This window comes from Ruegeria sp. AH12, from assembly GCF_056541465.1.
Genome location: NZ_JBQFYL010000001.1, coordinates 449,060 through 472,471, shown reverse-complemented (window position 1 = coordinate 472,471; position 23,412 = coordinate 449,060). Strand labels below are relative to the sequence as shown.

General features: G+C 58.7%; 20 protein-coding genes and 2 tRNA genes. 10 read left to right on the top strand and 12 right to left on the bottom strand.

Translation table 11 applies throughout. The features are described from left to right. Positions 1 to 4 precede the first annotated feature (4 nt). From ACR0EL_RS02425 to ACR0EL_RS02415, 3 genes are all read left to right on the top strand, one after another. Positions 5 to 919: an MBL fold metallo-hydrolase gene (locus ACR0EL_RS02425; protein ID WP_480497901.1), complete on the top strand. Its 915-nt coding sequence runs from the start codon at positions 5 to 7 to the stop codon at positions 917 to 919. 77 nt (positions 920 to 996) lie between these two features. After that, positions 997 to 1,071, top strand: a tRNA-Asn gene (locus tag ACR0EL_RS02420). A gap of 130 nt (positions 1,072 to 1,201) precedes the next feature. Then, positions 1,202 to 1,276 (top strand) — tRNA-Asn (locus ACR0EL_RS02415). A gap of 21 nt (positions 1,277 to 1,297) precedes the next feature. On the opposite strand, the gene ACR0EL_RS02410 is transcribed toward ACR0EL_RS02415, so the two are convergent. From ACR0EL_RS02410 to zwf, 4 genes are all read right to left on the bottom strand, one after another. Next, positions 1,298 to 2,917, bottom strand: a complete 1,620-nt coding sequence (locus tag ACR0EL_RS02410) for a long-chain-fatty-acid--CoA ligase (protein WP_480497899.1) — start codon at positions 2,915 to 2,917, stop codon at positions 1,298 to 1,300. Between the two features lie 176 nt (positions 2,918 to 3,093). Beyond that, positions 3,094 to 4,701 (bottom strand): glucose-6-phosphate isomerase, encoded by a 1,608-nt coding sequence (pgi, locus tag ACR0EL_RS02405; RefSeq protein ID WP_480497897.1) that lies wholly within the window; start codon positions 4,699 to 4,701, stop codon positions 3,094 to 3,096. A gap of 5 nt (positions 4,702 to 4,706) precedes the next feature. After that, complete coding sequence (gene pgl, locus ACR0EL_RS02400) at positions 4,707 to 5,378, bottom strand: 6-phosphogluconolactonase (protein ID WP_480497895.1); 672 nt, start codon at positions 5,376 to 5,378, stop codon at positions 4,707 to 4,709. Continuing rightward, positions 5,375 to 6,829 (bottom strand): glucose-6-phosphate dehydrogenase, encoded by a 1,455-nt coding sequence (zwf, locus tag ACR0EL_RS02395; protein WP_480497893.1) that lies wholly within the window; start codon positions 6,827 to 6,829, stop codon positions 5,375 to 5,377. Before zwf ends, pgl begins: the two co-directional genes overlap by 4 nt. Positions 6,830 to 7,004: 175 nt before the next feature. Here zwf and ACR0EL_RS02390 point away from each other — a divergent pair, with 175 nt between their 5' ends. Then, on the top strand, positions 7,005 to 7,958 hold the full coding sequence (locus ACR0EL_RS02390; RefSeq protein WP_480497891.1) for a radical SAM protein: 954 nt from the start codon (positions 7,005 to 7,007) through the stop codon (positions 7,956 to 7,958). On the opposite strand, the gene ACR0EL_RS02385 is transcribed toward ACR0EL_RS02390, so the two are convergent. Next, entirely contained in the window at positions 7,955 to 8,224 is a 270-nt protein-coding gene (locus ACR0EL_RS02385) for an usg protein (RefSeq protein ID WP_480497889.1), read from the bottom strand. The two genes, ACR0EL_RS02390 and ACR0EL_RS02385, sit on opposite strands and share 4 nt — an antisense overlap. A 192-nt stretch (positions 8,225 to 8,416) precedes the next feature. Between ACR0EL_RS02385 and gyrA the strand changes: the two genes are divergently transcribed. After that, on the top strand, positions 8,417 to 11,143 hold the full coding sequence (gene gyrA, locus ACR0EL_RS02380) for a DNA gyrase subunit A (protein WP_480497887.1): 2,727 nt from the start codon (positions 8,417 to 8,419) through the stop codon (positions 11,141 to 11,143). 131 nt (positions 11,144 to 11,274) lie between these two features. Next, positions 11,275 to 11,937: a PAQR family membrane homeostasis protein TrhA gene (gene trhA / locus ACR0EL_RS02375; protein ID WP_480497885.1), complete on the top strand. Its 663-nt coding sequence runs from the start codon at positions 11,275 to 11,277 to the stop codon at positions 11,935 to 11,937. Here the strand turns inward: trhA and ACR0EL_RS02370 are convergent. The 4 genes from ACR0EL_RS02370 to ACR0EL_RS02355 all read right to left on the bottom strand — a co-directional run bounded on the left by ACR0EL_RS02370 (position 11,934) and on the right by ACR0EL_RS02355 (position 16,704). Beyond that, on the bottom strand, positions 11,934 to 13,190 hold the full coding sequence (locus tag ACR0EL_RS02370; RefSeq protein ID WP_480497883.1) for a DsbA family protein: 1,257 nt from the start codon (positions 13,188 to 13,190) through the stop codon (positions 11,934 to 11,936). The genes trhA and ACR0EL_RS02370 overlap by 4 nt on opposite strands. Before the next feature lie 88 nt (positions 13,191 to 13,278). Continuing rightward, positions 13,279 to 14,748, bottom strand: a complete 1,470-nt coding sequence (locus tag ACR0EL_RS02365) for a carboxypeptidase M32 (RefSeq protein WP_480497881.1) — start codon at positions 14,746 to 14,748, stop codon at positions 13,279 to 13,281. 4 nt (positions 14,749 to 14,752) lie between these two features. Then, complete coding sequence (ctaA, locus tag ACR0EL_RS02360; RefSeq protein WP_480497879.1) at positions 14,753 to 15,898, bottom strand: heme A synthase; 1,146 nt, start codon at positions 15,896 to 15,898, stop codon at positions 14,753 to 14,755. Positions 15,899 to 15,960: 62 nt separating this feature from the next. Further along, positions 15,961 to 16,704 carry an RNA methyltransferase gene (locus ACR0EL_RS02355; RefSeq protein ID WP_480497877.1) on the bottom strand — a complete coding sequence of 248 codons (744 nt, stop codon included), beginning with the start codon at positions 16,702 to 16,704 and terminating at the stop codon, positions 15,961 to 15,963. Positions 16,705 to 16,867: 163 nt separating this feature from the next. On the opposite strand from ACR0EL_RS02355, the gene ACR0EL_RS02350 reads away from it, so the two are divergent. After that, positions 16,868 to 17,491, top strand: coding sequence for a thiamine phosphate synthase (locus tag ACR0EL_RS02350; RefSeq protein ID WP_480497875.1), 624 nt, complete (start codon positions 16,868 to 16,870; stop codon positions 17,489 to 17,491). On the opposite strand, the gene ACR0EL_RS02345 is transcribed toward ACR0EL_RS02350, so the two are convergent. Beyond that, positions 17,484 to 18,599 carry a hypothetical protein gene (locus tag ACR0EL_RS02345; protein WP_480497874.1) on the bottom strand — a complete coding sequence of 372 codons (1,116 nt, stop codon included), beginning with the start codon at positions 18,597 to 18,599 and terminating at the stop codon, positions 17,484 to 17,486. The genes ACR0EL_RS02350 and ACR0EL_RS02345 overlap by 8 nt on opposite strands. Positions 18,600 to 18,751: 152 nt before the next feature. On the opposite strand from ACR0EL_RS02345, the gene ACR0EL_RS02340 reads away from it, so the two are divergent. From ACR0EL_RS02340 to ACR0EL_RS02330, 3 genes are all read left to right on the top strand, one after another. Next, entirely contained in the window at positions 18,752 to 19,645 is an 894-nt protein-coding gene (locus ACR0EL_RS02340) for a PfkB family carbohydrate kinase (protein WP_480497872.1), read from the top strand. After that, positions 19,642 to 20,553: a pseudouridine-5'-phosphate glycosidase gene (locus ACR0EL_RS02335; protein WP_480497870.1), complete on the top strand. Its 912-nt coding sequence runs from the start codon at positions 19,642 to 19,644 to the stop codon at positions 20,551 to 20,553. Before ACR0EL_RS02340 ends, ACR0EL_RS02335 begins: the two co-directional genes overlap by 4 nt. A gap of 64 nt (positions 20,554 to 20,617) precedes the next feature. After that, positions 20,618 to 21,295, top strand: a complete 678-nt coding sequence (locus ACR0EL_RS02330; protein WP_353006996.1) for a DUF502 domain-containing protein — start codon at positions 20,618 to 20,620, stop codon at positions 21,293 to 21,295. Here ACR0EL_RS02330 and ACR0EL_RS02325 read toward each other — a convergent pair whose 3' ends face one another. Both ACR0EL_RS02325 and ACR0EL_RS02320 read right to left on the bottom strand, forming a co-directional pair. Then, positions 21,296 to 22,321 (bottom strand): patatin-like phospholipase family protein, encoded by a 1,026-nt coding sequence (locus ACR0EL_RS02325; protein ID WP_480497868.1) that lies wholly within the window; start codon positions 22,319 to 22,321, stop codon positions 21,296 to 21,298. A gap of 64 nt (positions 22,322 to 22,385) precedes the next feature. Further along, positions 22,386 to 23,159 (bottom strand): 3-hydroxybutyrate dehydrogenase, encoded by a 774-nt coding sequence (locus tag ACR0EL_RS02320; protein ID WP_480497866.1) that lies wholly within the window; start codon positions 23,157 to 23,159, stop codon positions 22,386 to 22,388. Positions 23,160 to 23,412: the final 253 nt, after the last annotated feature.

The window sequence follows — 23,412 nt, the reverse complement described above, 5'->3', positions numbered from 1 at the left end:
CAGAATGCAGGCGCCAGATGATTTCGACCCACCCGTCGGGCTTGCGATGGAATTGCAACCCGGACTAAGGCGCATTCTGGCCCCCAACCCGTCGCCCATGACCTATCGTGGGACCAATACCTATCTACTGGGAACACGGGATGTCGCAGTGATCGACCCGGGCCCTGTGTCCGAGGCACATCTGCAAGCGATTCTGGGCGCACTAAAGCCCGGTCAAAAGATCAGCCATATCTTCGTGACCCACAGCCATTTGGATCATTCACCGCTGGCTGCACCATTGGCCAGCCGAACGGGCGCGCAAATCCATGCGTTTGGAGGACCGGAGGCCGGGCGCAGTACCGTGATGACTGAACTGGCGCAGAACGGTCTGGTGGGCGGCGGTGAAGGGATTGATCTGGCGTTTCGCCCGGATGTTGAAATCGCGGATGGTGAGTTGATCGAAGGCGACGATTGGCAACTTGAGGTGATCCATACACCAGGGCATCTGGGCAATCATATCGCGCTGGCCTGGGGTCAGACCTGTTTCACCGCCGATCATGTGATGGGTTGGGCCAGCTCACTGGTTTCCCCTCCGGATGGTGATTTGACGGATTTCATGGCAGCCTGTTACAGGCTGCAGGAGCGCGATTGGTCGGTGTTTCATGCCGGCCACGGCGCACCTATCGCCGACCCTGCCGGGCGGTTGACATGGCTGATTCAGCACAGGCTGGGCCGTGAAGCGCAAATCCTATCTGCGCTGGAAGATCACCCCGGCAGTGCCCGGCAATTGGCCCAGCGCATCTACATCGAAACGCCCAAAGCGCTGCTGCCCGCAGCAGAACGGAATGTCTTTGCCCATCTGGTTGATCTGGTTGGAAAATCCAAAGTAACGCACGCGGGAGCGCTGTCGACCGAGGTCGTCTTTCACCGGCACGCATAGGCGAAAAAGTTTTTTCCCAAATCGAGCGCTTCCCCACTGGACGACAAAAATCGAGGTTGCTATACGGCGCGAACCGTTCCGGCGTAGCTCAGCGGTAGAGCAGTTGACTGTTAATCAATTGGTCGTAGGTTCGATCCCTACCGCCGGAGCCATTCTTCCCCCTAAGAAGCTCGCGAATTCGCCCTCAGGAGCCTTGTCATTTCGGGGCCGCGTTTTTTCGTCGAAAAACTGCCTGTCCCCTCTGGACGGGGCCAAATCTGATTGCTATACGGCGCGAACCGTTCCGGCGTAGCTCAGCGGTAGAGCAGTTGACTGTTAATCAATTGGTCGTAGGTTCGATCCCTACCGCCGGAGCCATTCTTCCTCAAGTACACAGGATCAGTCGGTCAGGGCTGTTTCGAAATCGGCACGCAGGTTCCGTTTCAGCACTTTACCCGTGGCGTTCAGGGGCAAAGCCTCAACAAAAACAACCTTGTCCGGGATTTGCCACTTGGCGATCTTGCCCTCGAAGAAGGCCAATAGTTCCTCTTCGCTGGGTTCCTGCCCGTCGGCCTTGACCGCCACCAGCAAGGGCCGTTCATCCCATTTAGGATGCGGGACACCCACAACAGCAGCTGTCGCAAGCTTGGGATGGGCCACGGCGATGTTTTCCAGCTCGACCGAGCTGATCCATTCGCCGCCTGATTTGATGATGTCCTTGGACCTGTCCCTGATCGTCATGTAACCATCTGAATCCAGTGTCGCCACATCTCCGGTGGCAAACCACCCATCCTGCAACAGCGCCTGGTCCTGCATTAGGAAGTAGCTGTCCAACACCCATGGGCCACGCACCAGAAGATCGCCCTGGGTGACACCATCATGCGGCAGTTCCTTACCATCATCGTCGACGATTTTCAGCTCGACCCCGTAAGGCGGTCGCCCCTGGCTTTCGCGCAGCTTATGTTGTTGGTCGATCGGCAGATCGCGGTGCTTGGCCATTGGTGTATTGGCGGTGCCCAGCGGGCTCATCTCGCTCATGCCCCAGGCATGAACCGTGTCGACGCCGTAAGTGTCGCGGAAGGTTTCGATCATCGACGGCGGACAGGCCGCGCCGCCAATCACGGTGCGTTCCAGACTGGTCAATTCGCTACCCGATTGAGCCGCCTGCGCCAGCAATCCTTGCCAGATTGTAGGGACCCCCATGGCCAGGGTCACGCCATAGGTGTCGATCAGCTTGACCAGAGACGCGCCATCCAAGCCTGGCCCCGGCAGGACCATTCTGGATCCCGACATCGCGCAGGCATAAGGCGAGCCCCAGGCATTGACATGGAACATCGGCACAACCGGCATCACCACATCCATGGCTGAATAGCCGATCACGTCCCGCGTGTTCGACCCAAAGCTATGCAGCACAGTTGACCGATGCGAATACAGAACCCCCTTTGGGTTACCTGTGGTGCCCGACGTATAGCAAAGGCTGGACGCCGTGTTTTCGTCAAAGCTGGGCCAGGCATAGCCTGCATCGCCGGTTTCGATCAGTTCATCATAGAACGCGACCCCATCGATCTGGGCCAGCGCCTCGTCGTTGCGCGGCCCCATCAGGACAAAATGGCGAACCTCGGTCAACGATGGCTTTAGCGCAGCAACCAATGGAATGAAGGTGGCATCAAAGAACAGAACCCGGTCTTGCGCGTGGTTGATGATATAGGTCAGCTGTTCGGGAAACAGTCGCGGATTGACAGTGTGACACACATATCCAGCGCCCGAGGTTCCATAGTAAATTTCAAGATGGCGCCGGTTGTTCCAGGCCAAGGTTCCGATCCGGTCCTGCGGCTCTAGCCCCAGCTTGCCCAGCGCCGAGGCCAGTTTACGCGCGCTAGTGGCCACCTCAGACCAGCTGGTCTGCGTTACGGTTCCATCCGTTTCGACCGAGTGTATCTCGGTCTGACCGTGATAGCGTGCGGCGTGTTCGATCAGCGACGAGATCAGCAAAGGCTGCGTCATCATCTGTCCCAGCATGGACGTCCTCCCCATTTCTCGGCTTGGCCTTTGCGGCCAATGCCGTGTCATCGACACCTAGGGGCAATGCCCCATGGGTCAATTCCATTCTCCTCAGGAGGAACCCTGCCAAGCATTTAATTGTCTGACAATATCAGAATGCAGCCTGCCCTAAGGGCAAGCCACTAGATTTTGCGCTAGTCTCGGTGTTTCAACGCGTAAGCAACCAGCGCCGCAGTCGAGCCATCCTTGCCTTCTGCGCTTTCCTCACCATCCACGATAGGACCCAGTGAGGTTGCCAGTTCTTTGCCCAGCTCAACACCCCATTGATCGAAAGAGTTAATACCCAGAAGAACGCCTTCGACAAAGACACGATGTTCATAGAGCGCGATGATCTGGCCCAGCACAAAAGGCGTCAGTTTCGGGTAGATCAAGGTGGTCGACGGCCGATTGCCCGCAAACACGCGATGACGGGCCTGACGATCCAGCTCATCCCCCTCAAAACCCTTTTCAGCCATTCGTGCGCGGGCCTCGTCCAGCGACCGGCCACGCATCAGCGCCTCGGACTGGGCCAGACAATTGGCCAGCAACAGCCGGTGATGATGGGCCAGTTCTGGTTCGTGCCCATCTGCAGCCACCATGAACTCACAGGGGATGACATCCGTGCCCTGATGGATCAGCTGGTAGAACGCGTGCTGACCATTGGTGCCCGGCTCACCCCAGACAACCGGGCCCGATGGTATGGTCAGAGACGCGCCATCCATCGCCACGGATTTCCCATTCGATTCCATCTCAAGCTGTTGGAAATAGGCTGGAAGGCGCAGCAGGCGCTGATCATAGGGTAGAACGGCGCGGCTGGCATAGCCCAGAACCTGACGATGCCAGATGCCAACAAGGGCCAGCATGACAGGCATGTTCTCAGCCCAGTCGGCTGATAGGAAATGCAAGTCCATCGCCTGCCCGCCGCGCAGGAATGCATCAAACGCGTTCGAACCCAACGCGATCATCACCGGCAGACCCACCGGCCCCCAGACCGAATAGCGCCCACCGACCCAATCGGCGAAGCCAAAGACACGGTCCGCCGGGATGCCAAACGCTTGCGTCTTGTCCAACGCGCTGGACACAGCGGCAAATTGTTTTGCCGGGTCGCCCCCACCGTCGCTCATCCAGGCCCGCGCGGTGCGTGCGTTGGTCATGGTTTCGATGGTCGTAAAGGTCTTGGAGGCCACGATGACCAAGGTCCGCGTCGGATCAAGCTGCCGCAGCGTATCCGCGATATGCGCCCCATCCACATTCGAGACATAGTGGATGCGCGGCCCGTCATGATAGGGTGACAGTGCATGGGTCGCCATCACCGGCCCCAGATCGGACCCGCCGATACCGATATTCACCACATCCGTAAAGCTGCCGCCTACCCCCGCTATGGCCCCTCCGCGAATTTCTTCGGCAAAGACACGCATGCGCTGTAAGGTTGCAAGCACATCTGGCATGACGTCCTGATCATCAACCTGCACAGCGCCGCCATCCAGATTGCGCAACGCCGTGTGCAGAACAGCGCGCCCCTCGGTTTCGTTGATTTTCTCACCCGAAAACATGGCAGCGCGCCGCTCGGCCAGGTTGGCCTCGTCGCACAGTCGGATCAGGCCGTCGCGCATATCAGCGTCGATCCGGGTTTTAGAATAGTCAAAGACCATATCCCCAGCTGAGGCCGAGAAGTTTTGCGCCCTGTCCGGGTCAGCAGCAAACAAATCCACGATGCGGTCGGTCTGCGCTGCGGCCAATGCTTGAAGATTTTTTAAGTCCATCACACTCACTCCGCCCAATGCACCGTCATACCACTCAACACGGCAGCGATTGGCGCCTCTTCCGGTGGCAGCGCCATAGCGCGCTCCAATGCGTCACGTTTGGCTGCCCCAAAAATGATCAGGTGTTTGGACAGAGCCCCATCCAGAACCGGCCCCGTGAGTGTAATACGCGGCTCGGGTTGAACCTGCGTGCGGGCCACGGCGAGCGTAGGAGCATGGCTGTCGAGGGCCGCCTCCAGCCCTTCCATACCCGGAAACAGGGATGCTGTGTGCATGTCTTCTCCCATACCCAGTACCAGAACCGACAGCGGCAGAACCGGTGCGATCAGAGATTCTATTTCTGGCAACGCCGCCTCAGGCGCGGTCCCCGGAACATAAAGCGGGATGTATTGCGCCGCTGACGCACGATTGGTCAACAACCGCCGTCGGATCAGGCGTTCATTCGAACGCTCGCTGTCGGCCGGCACGCAGCGCTCATCGGTGGGCATGACACGCACGCGATCCCATTCCAGATCAGCCGCGCAGAGAACATCGAACACCGGGCCCGGAGTCGTCCCCCCCGGAACCGCCAGCGCGATGGTTTCATTGTGCAACAACGCGGCCTCAAGCTCTCCGGCCAGCATATTTGCAACATCGATGGCCAGCATGTCCCGATCGGCATAATCCTGAATATTCATGGCTTTATTCCTTGCCAGCGGCGACCATCACGTTTCATCAGCAGCTCGGCGTCGCCGGGGCCTGTGCTGCCGCTGTCATAGGGTTTGGGCACGTCACCGCGCGCCTGCCAGCTGGCGATGATCGGATCGGTCCAGGCCCAGGCGGCCTCGACCTCATCGCCGCGCATGAACAGGGTCTGGTTGCCACGGATCACATCCATTACCAAGCGCTCATAGGCGTCGGGCGGGTCCTGGTTTTCAGGTCCCAATGCATCGGCAAAGCTCATATCCAGCGGCACGTCGATCAGGCGCATACCGCCCGGCCCCGGCTCTTTGATCGTCACCTTCAGCGTGATGCCTTCGTTCGGTTGCAACCGGATAGACAAGGCATTTGCGTGCCGCCCCGCAGCCTCACCAAAGATCGAATGCGGCGCATCCTTGAACTGCACATTGATGACCGAGGATCGTGCGACCAGCCGCTTGCCCGTACGCAGATAAAACGGAGTTCCAGCCCATCGCCAATTGCTGACATGCGCTTTCAAAGCCACATAGCTTTCAGTGGTCGATCGGGGATTGTTCACCACCTCACGATAGCCCGGCTCTCCCTCGCCCGCTGCAAATTGGCCCCGCACGATGTGATGCGGCTCGACCGGATCAAGCGCACGAATGACTTTCAGCTTTTCATCGCGCACCGCATCGGGGTCGAACTTGGCAGGCGGCTCCATGGCGATCAGGCAGAGCAACTGCATCAGGTGATTCTGCACCATATCCCGCATCGCGCCTGCGCGTTCGTAATACTCCTCGCGCCCATCCACGCCGACCGTTTCGGCAACAGTGATCTGGATGTGATCGACATATTGGCTGTTCCACAGCGGCTCGAACAGCATATTGCCAAAGCGTACGGCCATCAGATTCTGGACTGTTTCTTTACCCAGATAGTGATCGATCCGGTAGATTTGCCCCTCGTCAAAATGTGCCGCCAGGGTTGAATTCAGACCGCGCGCACTGTCGAGATCATGGCCAAACGGTTTCTCGACGACGATCCGCGTCTGGTCTGAAACCATACCATGCGATCTGATCTGCTCGGCCAAAGGACCAAACAGGCGCGGACCAACCGAGAAATAGAACGCCCGAATACGATCCTTGGTCAGCCGTGCAGCCAAGTCCGACCACCCATCCCCCAACATTGCGTCCAGCACGACATAATCAATCCGGTGAAGGAAGCGATCCAGCGCTTCGGTATTCTCGGCGCACCCAGGCGCCCCACGCCTTAGCGAGTCAGCCACAATCTGTCGGAACGCATCCGCTGTCAGGTCGGATCGCGCAGCACCAATGATCTGTGTATCTTCCGGCCATTGGCCTGCACAAAACCGGCGAAACAAGGCCGGCAAAATCTTGCGCTGCGCCAAATCACCAGTGCCGCCGAAAATGACCAGATCAAATGGGTCAACAGGTATGACACGCGAAACCATGGCTTGTCCTTATCCTGCCCCTATCGACATGTCCAATGTTAGCGCAATCATTTTCGAACCTTTTGGCAGGAAAACTCTCATTCATCAAAACTCTGTCAGAACGCCATCAGACCCTTACCATAGAGACAACAAACAGATAAATCATTCAAACGACTTCAAAGAACCGGATGTGGGAATGAAAGACAACGCCCCTCAGCTTGCCAATATCGGCAAGTTTCAAGACAGATTGGTGACGGCAGACGGACAGACCCGCGCGTCAGTTGCCCTGTCAAACCCGCAGACCCTGTGGTTCAATACCGGTACGCTGTGCAATATCGAATGCGTGAACTGCTATATCGAAAGCAGCCCCACCAATGATGCGCTGGTCTATATCACAGCGATCGAAGTCTCTGACTATCTGGATCAGATCGAACAGCGCACCTGGCCTGTCAAAGAGATTGCGTTCACCGGCGGTGAGCCTTTCATGAACCCCGAGATGATCGAGATCACACGCGCCGCGCTGGACCGCGGCTATGAAGTGCTGATCCTGACAAATGCGATGCTGCCGATGATGCGCCGCAAGATGCGCGAGGGTCTGCTGGAGCTTCAGCACGACTATAATGATAAGCTGACCTTGCGGATTTCGGTCGATCACTATCGGCCCGAACTGCACGACGAAGAACGCGGCAAAGGCAGCTTTGCCAAGACGCTGACAGGGATGGAATGGCTGCGCGATCACGGCTTCAACATGGCCGTGGCAGGGCGCACCGTCTGGGGTGACAGCGACGCGGACAGCCGCGCAGGCTATGCTGCGTTTTTCGATGCCCATGGGTTTGACATTGACGCAAACAACCCAGCGCAGACCGTTCTGTTCCCGGAAATGGACGAAACGGTTGAGGTACCGGAAATCACCACCGCCTGCTGGGGCATTTTGAACAAATCCCCCGATGCGGTCATGTGTGCCAGCGCGCGCATGGTGGTGAAACGCAAAGGCGCCGCGCGTCCGGCCGTTCTGGCCTGCACCTTGCTGCCCTATTCGCCTGAGTTCGAGTTGGGCGAAACATTGGCCGAGGCCGAGGCGGACGTGCATTTGAACCACCCCCACTGCGCAAAGTTCTGCGTCTTGGGCGGGGCCAGCTGTTCGGGCTAGTTCACACGGAATTCCCCGACCATGTTGCGCCATTCCCCGGGCGCGATCATCTTGCGATGCGTGAATTTGACCGAATGCAGCGGTCCTTCGATCTCTCGCTGCCAGAAGTCGATGAATTCAAACAGTTTGGGGTGATCGGGGGCCAGATCATAGTCCTGCCAGATGAAGGTATTCAATACATGGATATAGTCGGGCATATGATAGAAAAACTCCGCCGTCGTCAGCCCATATCCTTTCAGCATTAGCTCGGTTTCGCTCTGCTCCATTCAGACCTCCGGTTTCATGCAAGGTCTCTTGAGGCTACCCCGAAACTGCCTAATTATTAGATAACAATATGTTACTCGGGTGTTACCGGCCTATTTCGACTGCGGCATCGCGGGCTGCTTGCACCTTATATGCTAGGTCTGATAAGGTGCATCCACAAGATATAGATCAAGAACAAGACACGGGCAGCCTACGTGAGCGATACGCCAGAAACTCCTGAAAACATGGACGAAACCCCGCCCGAGCGCCCAGTCTATGACGGCCCGACGGTCTCCATCGAATCCGAGATGCGCACATCCTATCTGGACTATGCCATGTCGGTCATCGTGTCCCGCGCGATCCCCGATCTGCGCGACGGGTTGAAACCGGTGCATCGGCGCATCCTCTATGCGATGCACGAGACCGGAAATACCCACGACAAAGCGTACCGCAAATCGGCCCGTCCGGTGGGTGATGTGATGGGTAAGTACCACCCGCATGGTGACAGCGCGATCTATGACGCGCTGGTGCGGATGGCGCAGGATTTCTCGATGTCACTGCCGCTTCTGGATGGTCAGGGTAACTTTGGCTCGATGGACGGCGATAACCCGGCGGCGATGCGTTACACCGAAGTGCGGATGGACAAACCCGCCGCGTCCCTGCTGGCCGATATCGAAAAAGAGACGGTCGATTTTCAGGACAACTATGACGGCAAGGACCGGGAACCAACGGTTCTGCCCGCGCGTTTCCCGAATATGCTGGTCAATGGCGCTGGCGGCATTGCCGTGGGTATGGCAACCAACATCCCACCGCACAACTTGGGCGAAGTGGTCGACGCAACTTTGGCGCTGATCGACGATCCCGATCTGACATCCGAACAACTGATCGAATACGTTCCGGGCCCCGATTTCCCGACCGGCGGCGTGATGCTGGGCCGGTCTGGCGCGCGCAAGGCCTATCTGGAAGGTCGCGGCAGCGTCATCATCCGCGCCAAGACGCGTACGGAAGAGATCCGCAAGGATCGTTACGCCATCATCGTGGATGAGATCCCCTATCAGGTGAACAAAGCCTCGATGATCGAAAAGATCGCCGAGGCCGTGCGCGAAAAGCGCATCGAAGGTGTCGCTCATGTGCAGGATGAATCCGACCGCAACGGCGTGCGCGTCGTGGTTGAACTGAAGCGTGACGCGACGCCTGAGGTGGTGCTGAACCAGCTTTATCGCTTCTCGCCGATGCAGACGTCCTTTGGCTGCAACATGCTGGCCTTGAATGGTGGTCGGCCCGAGCAGTTGACCCTGCGGCGCTTCCTGACCTCGTTCATCGACTTCCGAGAGGATGTTGTAGCGCGGCGTACCGCATACGACCTGCGCAAGGCACGAGAGCGCAGCCATATCCTGTGTGGTCTGGCCGTGGCTGTGTCGAATGTAGACGAAGTAGTAGCCACAATCCGCTCGTCTGCCGACGCCGCCGAGGCGCGCGAGAAACTGATGACCCGCCGCTGGCCCGCTTCCGAGATCGAGGGTTATCTGCGCCTGATCGACGATCCGCTGTCCAAAATGAATGACGATGGCACCTATAACCTGACCGAGATCCAGGCCCGCGCCATCCTGGAACTGCGCCTGCAGCGCCTGACCCAACTGGGCGTCAAAGAGGTCACGGACGAGCTGGAAGAACTGGCCGGTAAGATCAAGGAATATCTGGATATTCTGTCCTCGCGCGAACGCATTATGAGCATCATCGCAGATGAGCTGCGCAGCGTCCGCGAGCAATTCGCTGTGCCGCGCCGCACCGAGATCGTCGACTGGTCCGGTGACATGGAAGACGAAGACCTGATTGAACGCGAGGATATGGTCGTGACGGTCACCTCGGGCGGCTATATCAAGCGCACGCCGCTGGCCGATTTCCGTGCGCAGAAGCGTGGCGGCAAGGGGCTGTCGGGTATGCAGACCAAGGAAGAGGATGTGGTCACCAACCTCTTCGTGGCCAACACCCATACACAGCTATTGTTCTTCACTACCGACGGGATGGTCTACAAGCTCAAGACCTGGCGCTTGCCGCAATCCAGCCGCACCGGCAAGGGCAAAGCGATCGTCAACATCCTGCCGATCCCAACCGGGGTGTCCATCGCAGCGATCATGCCTGTGGATGTCCCGGATGAAGAATGGGAAAACCTGCAGATCGTCTTCGCCACCAGCGCCGGTGACGTGCGCCGCAATGCGCTAAGCGATTTCACCAATGTCAAACGCAACGGCAAGATCGCCATGGACCTGCCCGAAGGCGTGGAACTAGTCAATGCGCGCATCTGTTCCGAAGATGATGACGTCATGCTGGTCACAAATTCAGGCCGCGCGATCCGGTTCCAGACCACGGCTGTGCGCGTCTTCAAGGGCCGCAAATCGACCGGTGTGCGCGGCATTAAGCTATCCAATGGCGACCGGGTTGTTTCGATGTCGGTGATCCGTCACTTCGAGGCCACGTCGGACGAGCGCGCCGCGTATCTCAAAATGCGACGCCTGATGGCCGGTGTGACCGATGAGACCGAAAGCGATGAAGACGAAGGCAACGCCGACAGTGTCCTGCCCCAGGAACGTTATGCCGAGATGTCGGCCGCTGAAAACCTGATCCTGACCATTACTACTGGCGGCGCGGGCAAACTGAGCTCCAGCCACGACTACCCGGTGCGTGGACGTGGCGGCATGGGTGTCGCCGCGATGGATAAGGCGATGCGAGGCGGTGAACTTGTCGCCTCCTTCCCCGTTGAGATCGACGATCAGATCATGCTGGCCACCTCCAAGGGCCAATCAATCCGGGTGCCGGTTGATGGTATTTCCTTCCGCTCCCGCAGCGCAGGTGGTGTTCGGGTGTTCAACACCGGCAAAGGTGAAGAGGTTGTTTCCGTGGCCTGGATCGCCGATCAGGGGGATGAAGAGGCCGAGGAATAGCCCTCACATTCCACAACAAAACTGAAACAAAACGTCCGCAATGCGGGCGTTTTTTCGTTTCGGATCACGTTATGGGTATCGAAACGGCCCGTTAACTTGCCCGAAACCCTGCTGCTGCTTAACTTTTTCCCATGTGGTCCTTCGCACATATCCGCCCAGCCTATAGCCGAGCCGAGCGCTTGAGTGACGGGGTTGTTCATGTTCTGGGCATATGCGCCGCCGTCATCGGCGTGCCGCTGTTGATCACCATGACCGTGCTTTACCGGTATGATCCGGCGGCGGTTGTCGGGGTGTCGATCTATGGCGTTACGCTTATCCTGATGCTCAGCTTGTCCGCCTTGTACAACATGATTGAAAGCGATGATTGGACCGAGCTTCTACGCCGCCTTGATCATTCGGGTATTTATGTAAAAATTGCAGGCACCTATACGCCGTTCCTGTTGCTATCTGGTACGCAGGCGACCGGGCTTTTGCTGGGTTTGTGGTCTTCGGCCACTTTGGGGTCGGCTCTTAAGATGCTCGACCCAAACCGCTTTCGCTGGTTCGGCCTGGCGCTGTATCTGATGATGGGATGGGCCGCCGTTTGGGCCGGACAATCCATGTTGGCAGAGCTTGCGCCCACCGTTTTGATGCTAATGATCGCCGGAGGGTTGGTGTATACCGCTGGCGTGGTGTTCTACCTGTCCGACTGGATGGCCTATCACAACACGATCTGGCATGTCTTTGTGCTGGTGGGCAGTGTCTTATTCTTTGCCGCCGTTGCCGCGCGGATTGAGTTGATGCCTGGCGTCTAGCGCGTGCGGTCTGCCGTCAACAGATCCTCGACCGCCCAAAGCCGATCCTGCCCCCACAGGCTTTGCCCATCGACGCAGAAGCTGGGAACGCCCCACAGGCCAAGCTCTTGCAGGCGGTGCTGATTAACCTCCACCCGACTTCGCCAATCCTGCGCGTTTAGCAAGGGCCGCGCGACGCTCCATTCCAGACCTGCGCTGGTTACGATCCGCTCCATCCCTTTGTCGGTCGCGGCATCCACGCCTTGCGACCAGACGGACCGCATGAAGGCCGCGCAATATGGTGCCAATTTGCCTTGATCTTCGGCATAGTCGAACAGCGCATAGCCGCGTTCGACCCCAGCCCCCAACGGATCACAAATCCGGCCAAACGGGATACCCAAGCGCCGCGCCTCGCGCGTGCAATCCCTTAGAATGTAACGCGATTTGGCCTTGGAAACCGGCAATCCACGCATAAGCATAGGCAGCACCGGCTTAAGTATCAGCCGGGCGTTGTGCCGCTTGCCAAGATTAACCACTCGTTCGAAGGCCAGATAGGAATAGGGACTGCGGAACGAGAAAAAGAACTCCAGCTCTTGTGCTTCACCTGCAAGAGGCTGATCCGTGGGATCAGAAACCGGAACGATCAGAGGGTCCCCGCCCAACCCTGCCTGCTGCAACCGCTGTTCCAGATAATACAGACGGTCGATCCCCCAATACCATTCGCCGCCATAAAAGAATGTACCGCCCAGATAGTGACCCATTGAGACCAACGTTTGATCCCCCGCAGTCATGCTGGCGCCCGGGTCTACACCGGTTTCCTCCGGCAGCGCGTGACCGGTCCAGAGGGCCGCAGAAACGTCGCTCAATCGATCAGTCCAATCCGGGGTGTCAATCGCGGCTGCGAACAGACGATTGGCCTTCTGTATCCTTTCGATGGAGGGCTTCACAGGCGCGTTCAACCCATGTTTCAACGCCAATCGGGTCGCATCAACCATAGCGTTTTTCTGATAAGCATCGGGTTCGGGCACAGCCTCGGATGGTGGGCCCGAGATGAGGTGCGGACACAACATAACCCCATACTTTGCCTGAAATGCGGGCAGGATTTGCGCGGTCAGCGCACCGTAAGGGTCGGCAGCATCATGGAAGTAGTGCACCACATGATCCGCGCCACGCAGGCGGCGGCGTAGATCATGCACCCGCCTGCGGGCATTCAGCAATTGATCACTTGTGATGGCCGCTGCCAGATTGGATTTCAGATTTGTTTTCAGGGGCAAGCGGCTCTCCGTCGGGTATGGTGCCGCCTACTCTACCGATCCAGACATCAAACGCCACGTTGCCGCACGACAACGTGACGACAACCTGTCAAAGACCGTAGAGCGCCCCGAATTTCTGCTCCAGATAGTCCAACAACGGACCCGGCCCCGGTTCAATCCCGCTGGCCTGCCGAATGATCTCGCGCGGCGCATAGAGACCGCCGTGGCGCTGAACCGTTTCGCGCAGCCATCCGGTAGCCTGCGATGTGTCACCTTCGGCCAGCTGGGCCTCCAGTTCCGGCACCGCCTTCTGAAGGGCTTGATAGAGGCACCCGGCATAGACATTGCCCAAGGAATAGGTCGGGAAATAACCAAACAAACCCACTGACCAATGCACATCCTGCAAACACCCGTTCGAAGGCTTGTCGACCGCATAGCCGAAATCAGCCTTGAACCGGTCATTCCACGCGGCCTCAAGATCGCTGACTTGCAGATCACCCGCCATCAGAGCACGCTCCAGATCAAAGCGCAGCATGATGTGCAGGTTGTACTGCACCTCATCCGCCTCGGTGCGGATGTAGCCGTTGTGGACGCGGTTGACGGTGGCATAGAACGCGTCCGCATCGGCGATGCCAAAGTCACCAAACGCATCTTTCATCTGGCCAAACAACCATCCGGTGAAGGCACGTGACCGGCCCAACTGGTTCTCATAAATCCGGCTTTGGCTTTCGTGCACACCCATTGACACGCCCTGACCCAGCGGCGTCAGCAGATAGTCGCGGTCAATGCCTTGTTCATAGGCCGCGTGGCCGACCTCGTGAATGGTCGAATAGAAGCAGTTGAACGGGTCGGTTTCGCTGGTGCGGGTGGTGATCCGCACATCCAGCCCGCTGCCCGAGCTGAACGGATGCACCGCCTTGTCCACACGACCATTGTTCAGGTCATACCCAAAGGCAACGGCCAGCTTTTCGGCAAGCTGCATTTGAATGCGCTCATCGAATTGACCGGTCAGTTCCGCGGGCTGTGGGCGTGCAAGCACTGCAGCGCGCAAAGCCACCAGACGCGGGCGCATTTCATCAAAGATCGCGGCGATCTGAGCGCCTGTGGTGTAGGGCTCATAATCCTCGACCATGGCGTCATATACGTCGCCGCCCTGCGCCAGCGCTTCACCTTCTTGCCGCTTTAGCCCAACCACCTCTTCCAGCACGGGAAGGAAGGCCGAGACATCTTCGTCCGCCCGCGCCTGCGCCCATTTGCCCTGAGCTGCCGAGGTCACGCGGGCAATTGCAGTTGCCAGATCGGCCGGTACTTTGACCGTCCGTTCATAAGCCCGGCGAATTTCGCGCAGCTGTGCCTTGCCTGCCTCATCCTGAGGGGCGGCCTGATCCAACCATTCCGATACGCACGGGTCAGACCGGCGGGCATGCAGCACAGCCTCGATCGCGGCCATCTCCTCGGCCCGTTGAGCGGCAGCGCCACGTGGCATCATCGTTTCCTGATCCCAGCCCAACCGCCCTGCGATCTGAGCTAAGGCCGAGGTTTCACGCTGAAAGGCCATCAGGTCATTGAATGCGGTCATGGTATCAAACTCCGCGCACTGAAGTTGCAATTGGGTAGGCCGCCAGGAAGCGCGCGCGCAGGATCAGGGTCCAGACGACAACGGCCATGAACTGGTGGAAAATGGCAATCTGCCAGGGTGCTGCGTAGACGACCGTCACGATCCCGACCACCACCTGCAGAGACAGGGCTGCCAAGGCTGCATTGAAGGCGAAACGGGTCTGTGGGTGGGTGCTGCTCTGCCCCCGACGCCAGACGATGATGGCGAAGATGAACAGCAGATATCCCGCGCAACGGTGGATGAACTGCACCAGACCGGGGCTTTCGAAAAAGTTGCGCCACATCGGTTCCAGCATGGTCGCATCTGGCGGCAATAGCTGCCCACCGATCAGAGGCCAGTCGGTGTAAGACCGTCCAGCATCGATCCCGGCGACAAGCGCACCGATGAGAATCTGCAAAAAAGCGAAATGCAGCAAGCCGGTCGAGAGCGAGAACAGTTTCGCCTCTTTCGCGCGGCGGGCCTGCATCAGGTCGCGCTCATCCCGGCGCAGCTCAAAGATATACCAAGCAAGGAACCCAAGGATCACGAAGGCCAAGCCCAGATGTGTCGCCAGACGATAGCTGGCAACGGCTATCATCCCCTCACCCTGTGTCACGCCCGAGGCGACCATCCACCAGCCGACCGCACCCTGAACGCCGCCCAAGGCGCCGGGGATTAGCAGTTTGCCGGTCCAACCCGTGGGGATTTCGCGAGCAGCAAGGAAGCCAAAAAAGCCAATCGCCCAGACCAGACCGATCACGCGGCCCAGTTGGCGGTGGCCCCATTCCCACCAGTAGATGAATTTGAAATCATCCAGCTCCATCCACTGGTTCTGAATGCGCCACTGGTCGATTTCCTTGTACTTGTCGAATTCCGATTGCCATTCGGCCTCGGTCATCGGCGGGATGGCCCCGGTGATCGGACGCCATTCGGTGATCGACAGCCCGCTATCGGTCAGCCGGGTCAGGCCACCTACGGCGATCATCACAACAACCAGAGCGAACAAGATCATCAGCCACGCCCGGATCGCCTTGCGTGCCCCGCCACGGCCCTTGTCAATCATACCGGGTTGAACGGCCTTTTGTTTTTCGGTGTCTGAGACGTCTTCGAAGATGCTGCGCTTGGCGCTCATGCTGTCCTCATATGTCCTGGATTTCGTCGCAAGCTAGGGCCAGTGAGGGGTAAGGTCCAGCCTTACCCTTTGTCTTTCCAACGGACCATCTGACGCATGACACCGTGCAACATCTGCACATCCGCCCGCGTCATCCGCATCCGCGACCACAGGTTGCGCAGATTGGTCTTCATGCCTTCGGCCTTTTCCGGCGGGTAGAAGAAACCAGCCTCTTCCAGCCGATCTTCATAGTGCTCAACCAGCTTCTCGACCTCGATCCCGGTCGCCCAATCGCCCTTGCCCAGATCGGTGGCCTTGTGCACCACATCACCGGTCTGGCGCATCCACTCATAGGCGGTCAGCAAGACGCATTGGCCCAGGTTCAGCGAGGCATATTCTGGATTTACGGGAACCGAGATGATGGCGTTGGCTTTGGCGATGTCTTCATTTTCCAGCCCAGCGCGTTCGGGCCCAAACAAAACGGCGACCTTTTCGCCTGCCGCCACCTTCTCCGCCGCGATCTGCATAGCGCGTTCTGGACTGTAGACCGGTTTGGTCAGACCGCGTTGACGCGCCGTCGTCGCAAAGACAAATGTGGTATCTGCCAAAGACTCGGCCAGGTCGTCATATAGCTGCGCCTCGTCAAGCAGCCGACCGGCGCCGCTGGACATCGCCACCGCCTTCGGGTTCGGCCACCCATCCCGAGGGGCAACGATCCGCATACGATCCAGCCCGAAATTCCACATCGCCCGCGCAGCGGCACCGATGTTTTCACCCATCTGCGGGCGCACAAGCACGAAAGAAGGCTGGGATGTATCGCTGGGCATGGCTGTCTCCAAAAACTTCCGCACGCTCTAATCCGCCAGCCTTAGTAGGGCAACCCGATCCGCTTCATCCATTCGTAAATTCGCGCCCGGCGGGCATATAAGTTTGCTTCCCCGCCGCAATCCGCTAAACCGCGCCAGGAACTGAATGCCGAAGGACGCGCACATGGACACCCCAGAGCAGCCGCAGATTTACCTGATCACGCCCCCGACCATCACGCTCAGCGCCTTTCCGGACCAATTGGCGCGGGTGCTCGACGGGTCCGAGATCGCGTGCATTCGCCTCGCTCTGGCCGGGAATGATGAGGATACCATTGCCCGCGCTGCCGATGCCTGCCGCGAGGTAGCCCATGCGCGCGATGTGGCGATTGTGATGTCTAACCATGTTCTGTTGGCGCAGCGGCTTGGGCTGGATGGCGTGCATTTGGATGACGGGGCACGGTCGGTGCGCGCGGCGCGCAAGGAACTAGGTGCCGATGCCATCGTTGGCAGTTTCTGCGGGGCCTCCAGCCATGACGGCATGACCGCAGGTGAGGCAGGCGTCGACTATGTCGCCTTCGGTCCAGTGGGCACCTCTTCCCTAGGCGATGGCACGCTGGCGGAGAAAGACCTGTTTCAATGGTGGTCCGAAATGATCGAAGTTCCGGTTGTGGCCGAGGGCGGCCTGACCCCCGACCTGATCCGCACCCTGTCCCCCTGCACAGATTTCTTTGGCATCGGCAACGAAATCTGGTCTGCCGAGGACCCGGTGGTGGCGCTGAACACTCTGCTTGAGAGCATAGCTAGCTAAGCAACCAAGGCTGGATCATCCAATAAACGCCCAGACCGGCAATCAGGATCGAGCCCAAAACCGAGATGCGACCGCGCAGACGATGGGATCCGCCCGCGATTACTGTGACAACACCCAACACGGCAGCGGCAGCCGCTGACAGGACCGCCAGATAGCCAATCGCATACCCCAAAAGCGCCGGCGGCAGGTGATCCGGCGGCGCACCGATCGCACCAAGCGATTGGCTTAGGGCATTGCCCAACAGCAGGCCAATGGCAAACACCGCCAACAGGCGAAACACATGAATACCGCGCAGGATCAGATTCCAAAGCGCCAGCACCACAACTGCTGCCGTCAACGACATCGTCGTAACAACGGACGACAGCACCAATGCTCCGTAAGCTGACAACGCCAGCCCAAAAACCGCGCCTAGGGACAAAAAGACCAATTGTAGGACCAGTGACCTTGGGGTCAGCGACAGAAAGACCAAAGCCAGGGCCAACGCAAATACACGCATACCGTCCATTACGATCTGCTCTGCCCCTTTGACCAGAAACACCTGTATCGTTTGTTGTCCGCTCAGTGCCGCGCCACCTTGCAGAGGGATCAGCGGGCTGGTCTCTCCGGCCATCAGGTATCCGGTATAGGGTGCCTCGACACGCTGCTGTTTGATCACAACGGGGCCGTGACCGGAGGGCCACGTCAGCCGCAGCGCCGATGCCCCATCGGGCAAGGGTGCCGTCAGCAAAAGCTTTGAGAGACGGGGCTCGTCCGGATCCCCAACCACCGGGATGCGCACGCCTTCGTAGGAAAGACGAACCGGTCCTTCGACATCAACCTGCAAAGAGGCCGCCCAGTCTTCGACAAAGCCCCGCACCTCGACCTCCAACTCGGATGAGACCAGCCGGCGCAGTTCGCGGTAGCGCGCACTGCCCGCAACATCCGGTTGCGTGTCGGGGTCGAGCCCGGCCAGAAACATCTCGGCATTCAGGCTGATCTCGATCAGCAGGCTATCTGCTTTGGTCCAGAATTCGACAATGCTCGGCGGATGCGATTGCGCCTTAAGCGGCGCAGCAAACAAGGTCAAAACGACCGGCAATATCAGGATAAGGCGGATCAACCCGCTCATGCGCGACACTCTGCGAATAAAATCAAATCAGAAACCATATGTGGCAAGTTTCTCGCTGAACGCGTCGGATCGCAAGCCCGAACACATGGTCGCTCGGCTTTATCTGCGCGCGCCCTCTTGCACGCCCCCCGGTGCTGCGGCATGACAGCAGCATGACTCAGAACAGCGAAATCCTGTGTATCGGTTCTGTCCTGTGGGACGTGATCGGACGATCCGCCAGCGCCATGCGACAAGGATCGGATGTGCCCGGCCGGATCACGCGTTTGCCCGGTGGCGTTGCGATGAACATCGCCATGACGCTGGTGCGCTTTGGCATGACCCCGACCCTGCTGACCGCGATTGGCCGCGACCCCGAAGGTGACGAATTGGCAAACGCCTGCGCACGGCTCGGTATGGTGACCGAGCATATCTACCGCTCGCAAGACCTGCCCACTGACCGCTACATGGCGGTCGAAGGGGCGAATGGTTTAATTGCTGCCATCGCCGATGCGCATTCGCTTGAGGCGGCCGGGGCCAAAATCCTGCGCCCGTTGATGAACGGTCCCTTGGGGTACGAAAACGCCCCCTTTGAAGGCCCGATTGCGCTGGATGGGAACCTGACACTGAACCTGCTGGAAGAAATCGCGCAGAGCCCGGCCTTTGCCAAGGCAGACCTGCGGGTTGCGCCGGCTTCGCCCGGCAAGGCCGAACGCCTGCTGCCCTTCCTGAAACACGCCCGTGCGACGCTCTATGTGAATTTGGAAGAAGCGGGCCTGCTCTGCCAGCGCGAGTTCACCGATTCAGAATCCGCCGCCAAAGGCCTGCTGGATCGCGGTGCGCTGCGGGTCCTAGTCACCGATGGCGGCAGTTCCGCGACCGTGGGATCAGCAACAGGCGTTCTGACCCAGACACCCCCATCCGTTCTGGTGACCCGCGTTACCGGCGCGGGCGACACTTTCATGGCGGCCCATATCGCCTCGGAATCAAACGGGGCCGATGAGCGCTCGGCCCTCACCCGCGCATTGAACGCCGCCGCAACCTATGTTTCCGGAGAAACACCGCTGTGATCAACATCCACTATTCCACCGAGGTCCGCACCGCCAAGGACACTGGTCAGCCCATCGTGGCGCTGGAAAGCACCATCATCACCCATGGTATGCCCTACCCCCAGAACATCGAGGTCGCAGCCCAGGTAGAACAAGACATCCGCGATGCGGGCGCCGTTCCGGCCACGATGGCGGTGATCGAGGGCGCGCTGCACGTAGGTCTTGAACCCGATCAGTTGCAGTCTTTGGGCCAAGCGCAAGGCGTCGCCAAACTTTCGCGCGCGGATATGGCAGCGTGTCTTGCGACCGGTGGTACCGGTGCCACCACCGTCGCCGCGACGATGATCGCAGCGCATTATGCGGGGATCGAGGTCTTTGCGACCGGCGGTATTGGCGGTGTGCACCAGGGGGCTGAAACCTCGTTCGATATCTCTGCTGATCTGCACGAGCTTGGCCAAACCCCAGTCACTGTTGTGGCTGCTGGGGCCAAAGCCATCCTTGATCTGGCCAAAACACTCGAAGTGCTCGAGACGTTGGGTGTGCCTGTCATCGCCCATGGCCAAGACGAATTCCCCGCCTTCTGGTCGGCCAAATCCCCCTATGCCGCGCCCTTGCGGATGGACAGCGCCGAGGCCATCGCCAAGGCCCATGCCACCCGCCGCGCTCTGGGTCTGCCCGGCGGTCAGTTGGTCGCCAATCCGATCCCCGCCGCCGATCAGATCCCAGCCGAGGAACTGGCCCCGATCATCGCCGAGGCGCAGGCCGATGCGGATGCACACCGCATCACCGGAAAGGCCGTCACGCCCTATCTCCTGCAACGGATATTTGAAAAGACCCAAGGCCGGTCGCTGACCGCAAATATCGCATTGGTCCGCAACAACGCGCGACTGGCTGCGAATATCGCTAAAGCACTGGCAAACAGCACGTAATTCTGCCCTATTGCACCGGCCCGCCGGACTGCTTAACTAGTCCGGCAAGCCACTCGGATCTGCAATGAATACACCGTTTGACGAAAAGCCCCATCGCCGCCCCGGTCTGTTCGCGCGCCTGCGTGCGTCATTCCTAACGGGAATCGTCGTGATCGCGCCGGTCTGGCTGACCGTCTGGTTGATCTGGTCCGTCGTTGGCTGGATCGACAGCGCGGTGCTGCCTTTGGTGCCACATCAATTCCAGCCTGAGCAATATGTGGGTATCAACCTGCGCGGCGTTGGCGTCATTATCTTCCTGATCTTCACGATTCTGGTCGGTTGGATCGCTAAGGGCATCCTTGGCCGCTCGTTGATCTCATTCGCTGAAGGCCTGGTAAATCGCATGCCCATCGTGCGATCGATCTATTCCGGGATCAAACAAATCTCGGAAACCGTGTTCGCCCAGACCGAGCGGTCCTTTGAAAAAGCCTGTCTTGTTCAATACCCACGTCGCGGCATCTGGGCCATCGGGTTCGTGTCGACCACAGCCAAGGGCGAAGTCAATGTCAGGGCCGAAACCGGCGGCGACCTGCTGAGCGTATTCATTCCGACCACACCCAACCCGACCTCGGGCTTCTTGCTGTTCTTCCCAGAGGAAGACGTCATCTTGCTGGATATGAGCATCGAAGATGCGGCTAAACTGGTGATCTCGGCCGGGCTGGTCTATCCGAACGAAAAAGACCCGACCCAACCGCCCGAGTGATCAGCCGAACATCGCAGGCAGATCGACGGTACTGTTCTGCCCAAGATCATCCTTGTGCCGTGACAGGAACCCATCCGCAGCATCCCGACCTGCCTGTTTCAGCTTATGCAGGATCACCGGGTTGGGCACCGTCTTGGTGGCAACAGACAGGCTGTTCATCAGGTCGTTATCCGCGATCATGTGCACTAACACACGGCTCATCTCACCCGCTTTCAGTTTACCTTCTTGCAACAAGCGCTGCACAAAACTGATCGCCCGCAACTCGCGAAACAGCGAAGAATTAAAACTAATCTCGTTGATGCGGTTCTGAATCTGTTGCGGCGTGATGGGCAATTCATCTCGTTCCAGCGGGTTGATATTCACAATCACCACATCATCCGGCAGGTCATCACCGAACAAAGGATACAAGGCCGGGTTACCCGTATACCCGCCATCCCAATAGGCTTCGATCCGCTCGGTCTCTGGGTCATAAATCTCAACCGCCTTGAACAAGGTCGGCAAACAGGCCGAGGCCAGAATAGCATCTGTCGATATCTCGCTGCCCGTGAACACACGGATCTTGCCGCTGCGCACGCAGGTTGCACAGACAAACAGGCGTGGCCCCTGATCGGCGCAGACTTCTTCAAAGTTGAACCGGTCAACAACGGGCTCAAGCGGGTTGGAAAAGAACGGCCCATAGGCATAAGGCGACACCATCCGCGACCAGGCCTCGCCCACCGAATAGGGCAGCGAATATTCCATGGTCTGCGCAATGCTGGACGGCTCCAACCCGCGAAACCAGTTGGTCACGCGCATGTCCCCCACAGCGCCCATCTGTTTCCACAACTCATCCAATCGCGCCCGCGCGCCGTCGCGGCCTGCATGCACCATCCCCGATTTGAACGCCGCCCCGTTCAACGCCCCGGCCGAGGTTCCGGTGATCGCCGCAACCTCGATATCCTCTTCATCCAGAATTCGGTCAAGAACGCCCCAGGTGAAGGCCCCATGCGCCCCACCACCTTGCAATGCCAGATTGATCCGTTTCATGGTTCCACCTCTTCATCTGGCCAAAAGTATCCCGGGGGTATGGGGGCAGAGCCCCCATGATAGCTCACAAAGCCGTCCAGCCCCCATCCACCGAGATCGTCGTACCTGTGATCTGCGCCGCCGCATCGGAACACAGGAATTGCACTGTGCCACCCAGTTGCTCGACCGTGGCGAACTCCTTGGAAGGCTGCCGCTCCAACATGACATTCTTGATCACGTCCTCGCGGCTCAAGTTGTATTCCTTCATCGTGTCGGGGATTTGCGCCTCAACCAGCGGCGTCAACACATAGCCCGGACAAACCGCATTACAGGTGATCGGCTCCTGCGCTGTCTCCAGAGCAACCGATTTGGTCATCCCGACAACGCCGTGCTTGGCTGCGACATAGGCCGTCTTGTAGGGCGAAGCCGTCAGACCATGGGCCGACGCGATATTGACGATCCGTCCCCAACCTGCGGCACGCATCAAAGGCAAAGCTGCTGCCGTGGTATGAAAAGCTGAGTTCATGTTGATCGCGATAATCGCATCCCATTTCTCGACCGGGAACTGATCAATGGGCGAGACGTGCTGAATGCCCGCGTTATTCACCAGGATATCGCAAGCCCCGGCCTGCGCGATCAGGCCCCGACATTCATCGCCCTTGGACATGTCGGCCTTGATGTAACGTGTTTTGGTTCCCGTTTCTTTTGCGATCTCGGCAGCGAGCGCATGATCCTCATCCCGATCCGTGAATGAGTTTAAGACCACATCTGCCCCGGCTTTGGCCAGTTCGCGCGCAATGCCCAATCCAATCCCTGAATTCGACCCCGTGATGATCGCTGTTTTTCCCGACAGGCTCATAACCATTCTCCGCTGACCTCTGTTCAAACGCAGCATGCCATGCTGCACCTGCAAAGAAAACGGGGAAAGACGCCGATAAAGTCTCGCGCTGATACGGCTCGCCGTAGTCAAAAAAAACGCCCGCACGAAGCGGGCGTTAAGTTATTGAGGCAGGTTTCATACAGGCAAGAAACCTATCGAGCAGTGAGACCTTTATAAGCAATTCCATGCCTTCATCCAAGCTAAAAGTTTGAAAATAAGAAAAATCATCGGT